This is a genomic window from Nocardioides rubriscoriae, assembly GCF_008087085.1.
Taxonomy (GTDB): domain Bacteria; phylum Actinomycetota; class Actinomycetes; order Propionibacteriales; family Nocardioidaceae; genus Nocardioides; species Nocardioides rubriscoriae.
In genome coordinates, this window is record NZ_VIYJ01000024.1 from 1 (window position 1) to 3,879 (window position 3,879).

At 63.2% G+C, this 3,879-nt stretch carries 4 protein-coding genes; 3 read left to right on the forward strand and 1 reads right to left on the reverse strand.

Annotated elements, in window-relative coordinates; translation table 11 throughout:
* Positions 1–315 precede the first annotated feature (315 nt).
* The 3 genes from FZC61_RS22760 to FZC61_RS22770 all read left to right on the forward strand — a co-directional run bounded on the left by FZC61_RS22760 (position 316) and on the right by FZC61_RS22770 (position 3,043).
* Positions 316–693, forward strand: coding sequence for a helix-turn-helix transcriptional regulator (locus tag FZC61_RS22760; protein WP_170286248.1), 378 nt, complete (start codon positions 316–318; stop codon positions 691–693).
* The gene (locus FZC61_RS22765; RefSeq protein WP_148616555.1) at positions 690–1,196 is read left to right on the forward strand and encodes an ImmA/IrrE family metallo-endopeptidase; all 507 of its coding nucleotides are present in this window, start codon (positions 690–692) and stop codon (positions 1,194–1,196) included. The genes FZC61_RS22760 and FZC61_RS22765 overlap by 4 nt, the downstream gene beginning before the upstream one ends.
* A 470-nt stretch (positions 1,197–1,666) precedes the next feature.
* A complete protein-coding gene (locus FZC61_RS22770) occupies positions 1,667–3,043 on the forward strand; it encodes a Dyp-type peroxidase (protein ID WP_148616556.1) in 1,377 nt (458 codons plus the stop codon).
* A gap of 544 nt (positions 3,044–3,587) precedes the next feature.
* On the opposite strand, the gene FZC61_RS24150 is transcribed toward FZC61_RS22770, so the two are convergent.
* Positions 3,588–3,734 (reverse strand): Lsr2 family DNA-binding protein, encoded by a 147-nt coding sequence (locus tag FZC61_RS24150; RefSeq protein WP_148616557.1) that lies wholly within the window; start codon positions 3,732–3,734, stop codon positions 3,588–3,590.
* Positions 3,735–3,879 lie beyond the last annotated feature (145 nt).

A 3,879-nucleotide genomic window follows, 5' to 3' on the forward strand; every position in this document is an offset into this window, starting at 1 on the left:
CGATCGCGCGCGATCGCACGCCGTAGGCTCGGACCTCGAGGCCTTCGGGGTTGAGCGGCTTAGCCACTGCCGATCTTGGAAGGCCTCGACCCATCTACGGGTCATCCGGTCAACGCGTGTCGCTCACACCCCCACCTCAGGTAGGCAGAGCCTGTTTGGTGCGCAATCGACCCTCAAGTCGCAGCGGGGCCCGCACTGCCCGCACCTGAGTCCATGCGACACGGGTCTAGACCTAGACAGGAACCTGCCGCCTACACAAGCCCCGTGGTGGGCGTAGGGGGTACACACCGGCTGGTGTCTGGCTACAGTGCGTGTATGGATGACAGGCAGACTGACGGACGTCGCCGTCACATCCGGGATCGTGGCGGAGAAGAGTTGCTGTTCAACCAGACGTTGGGTGCGAACCTGAAGGCGCGTCGGTTGGCGGCTGGGTGGACCCAAGACCAACTCGCGCTTCAGGCAGGTTTGACGCGTGGGTCTATCGCGAACATCGAGCGCGGCGAGCAGGTCCCCGGACTGTTCCGATTGACAGTGATATGCGCTGCCATGGGTTGCGAACTCGTCGACGTGCTGCCCTCGGGTGAGGTTCCAGCACAACGCGTCGCGGACACGCTTGGTGATAAGTATTCGAGTGCAGTGCAGCGGGCGAAGCAGGAGTCGTTGAGGCGTTCGCGGGTCACGGCCGCATCATGAGCCGCGTTGACAATGCGGCTCTCGCTCTTCTCGAAGATTGCGGTATCTCGATTCCACCGGTCGATGTGTACGCTATCGCAGAATCGCTGGGTGTCAGTGTGGTCAACCTGGAGATCGGTAACGACGTTTCGGGGATGCTCATTCGTGACGCGGAGACTCTGACGGTGGGGTTGCATCACACGCATTCTGCGCGCCGGAAACGGTTCACGTTGGCGCATGAGATCGGGCACTTGAAGTTGCATCGTGGTCGACCTCTGATTGTGGATTCGGCGGTTCGGATCAACATGCGTGATGCCACTTCCGCGCGTGCAACCGACCGTGAAGAGATGGAAGCGAACCGGTTCGCTGCGGCTTTGCTGATGCCGGAGGACATGGTCATCAAGGCTGTCGATGCGTCCAGTTCGGTGAACCCGAAGATGCTGCAGCAGGAGTTGGCGCGCATGTTTGATGTCAGCACTGAGGCAATGGGCTATCGGCTCATCAATCTGGGCATCACCTCCTAACGCTGCGGCATCCTCGCTCCCCCTGATTAACGGCGCTTCCACCGTGTTGGTGGGTGCCGGGTCTTCGGGGGTCGCCGCGTGTCCTGTCCCGCGCGGCGGTTCTCTGTTTGGCCTCTGGTCCTAAACACCCGACGTTGGTCATGACCAGGACGCAGGTTGCTGCGCCGCGCATCATCCGCATGTTCCTCGCCTACACCCGTGCTCGACTCTCGGGGGAGACAGCAGACAGGTGAACGCTGAACTGATGTCCGTGTCACTCGACGCTAGGGACGGTCGGATGAGCCGAACGAGCCTCAACAGAGCGGTATCGTGGTGGTAGACGCTACCCGCTTTCGTCATTAAGAAGGCGCCAGGCAAGTAAGCGTGTCAGGCAGACTGACGTTGACGATTGCTTGACAGGCTGTAGTCGTTCGGGTCACGCTGGGTGAGAGCCCCGCTACCTGGCTGGGCCTCTAGAGAGGAACAGCCCCATGACCCAGCGCGACCTCGGGATCCTTCCGAACACCGTCAGCCGCAGCCCCCAGTCCGAGACCGCTCTGGTGTTCGGCACCCTCGCTGCAGGCCTCGACCAGGCCACCGCTCAGCAGTGGCTCACTACGTTGCAGGGCCACGTCGAGGAGGCCGAGCACGGCACCGGTGCCGGTGAGCCCGACATCACCATGGTGGTGGCGTTCGGGGCCCCGTTCTTCGCCCGGTTCCCGGAGCACGCCGCCAACACTCCGAAGGGGCTGCTGGCCCCGCCGAACCTGCCGCCGATGCAGATCCCCGCCATCACCGCCGACGTGGTCCTCCACGTCACGTTCACCAACGAGTCGAGCCTGGCTGACTTCCTCAAGAAGTTGTGGGCGACTCGTCCGGTCCTCGCCTCCATGGAGGTCGAGCGTGGGTACGCCCGCCGTGACAACCGTGAGGTCTTCGGCCAGTTGGACGGCCTGCGCAACCTGAGCAGTCCGCAGCGGCGCACCACGACCCGCATCGACCTCGACGTGTTGCCGGAGGAGCCGACCTGGTTGGCGGGCGGTTGCTACGGGGCGTACCTCAAGATCGAGCAGAACATCGATGCGTGGGCGGCGATGGGCCCTGAGGTGCACGAGCAGGTCATCGGTCGTCGTGAGGCGGACGGGTCTCGTCTCGACCTCCCTGCCGGGTCCGACCCAAAGACCGAGGGCGACTTCGCTGACCCTGATTGCCCGATGGGCACCGCGCACCTGCGCAAGACCGGCCCGCGCGGTCCGGTGAACGACAAGACCCTTATCTTCCGTCGAGGCACCCCGTACGCGGAGGAGGAGAACGGGGCCATGCACTTCGGTTTGCAGTTCGTCTCGTATCAGGCCGACCTGGACGACTTCGACGTTGTGTTGAACCGGTGGATGCTCAACACCGACTTCCCCGCCAGGGGGGCCGGGCAGGACGCGTTGGTCGCCAACGGCTTGTTGACGTTCCTCAAGGGCGGGTTCTTCGTTGTGGTCCCCCACGACGACCGGTTCCCGGCTGCTGGGTTCTTCGACCCGGCCCCTGCCGGTGGCAACCACCGTGTCGGTCGCATCCACATCCGCAAGAGCGTCACCGACGTCAACGGCAACCCGGTCAACGCTGAGCTGGGCGGTTTCGTCTTCCAGATGTTCGACCCGGCAACCGGTTACCCGATTGGTGAGCCTGCGACGACGACCGCGAGCGGTCACGCGGTCTTGGAGGGCGCACCTCTCAACAAGCCCGTCTTGGTTCGCGAGGTGGCGACGACGCGTTTCGAACCGCACCCAGACGACGAGGTAACGCTGACGGACCGCAACTACGTCCACGAGGTCGTCAACCGGTTGTTGGCTGCCGCCAGCCCGTACGGCGGCTGACCCGGCATGACCGACTTCCTGGCCGGAGTCCTGGGCCTCCCTGACAGTGCGCCCCGGCGTATCCGTCAGGGCGCGGCGACCCTCCTACTGGTCGTTGCCGTCGTGGCACCTCAGACGTACACACGGGCGGTGACCGTCTTCGTACAACACCGTGTCGAGGCATTCACCAAGGTCTTCCTGCCCACCCCGGCTGCGGTGGTCGACGAGGACCAGCCACACCGCGACGCAAGGAAGTCAGATGGAAGGCGTGACAGTGACTCAAGTCAGCGGGGGAGGTGATGGGAATGGCCAAGAGCGCCGCGAAGCCGAGCAAGGCTGCGTTGTCGAAGGCAGGAAAGACGCTCGCTTCGACTTCGACGTCGAGCAAGTCGAAGGCGGGTTCCACCCTCGGAAAGGGCTAAACGCGACCAAAGAAGTATCGGGGCCAGTCGTCAAAAGGCGACTGGTCCCGATGTGTTGTCAACCCCACCTGTAAGTCTTTGACCCGATATTTCTTGCTGCTGCAGCGATTTAGGCAAGACACGCTTCGCCCTCGGCAGTGTTGCTAGTGCATAGCGTTGTAATGCTCGACAAGCGCGCTGGGGACCCGACCTCGGTCAGTGACCTCAAGACCCTGACTGCGAGCCCATCCACGGATTGCCGCGTAGTCCTTGCCCTGATCGTCCCGATAGTTAATCGGCGCCGTAGCCATCTCACGAACAACATTGCCGGCTCTTCACAGTTGAAGGTGTAGGTGCCGGTCAGGAGTTCGCGGCGCGTCGGTGACCGGAGATGGGTCGAGGTCTTCCGAGGATGGAAGTTCCTACACAGCCATCGGGAAGACCTCGACATGGACG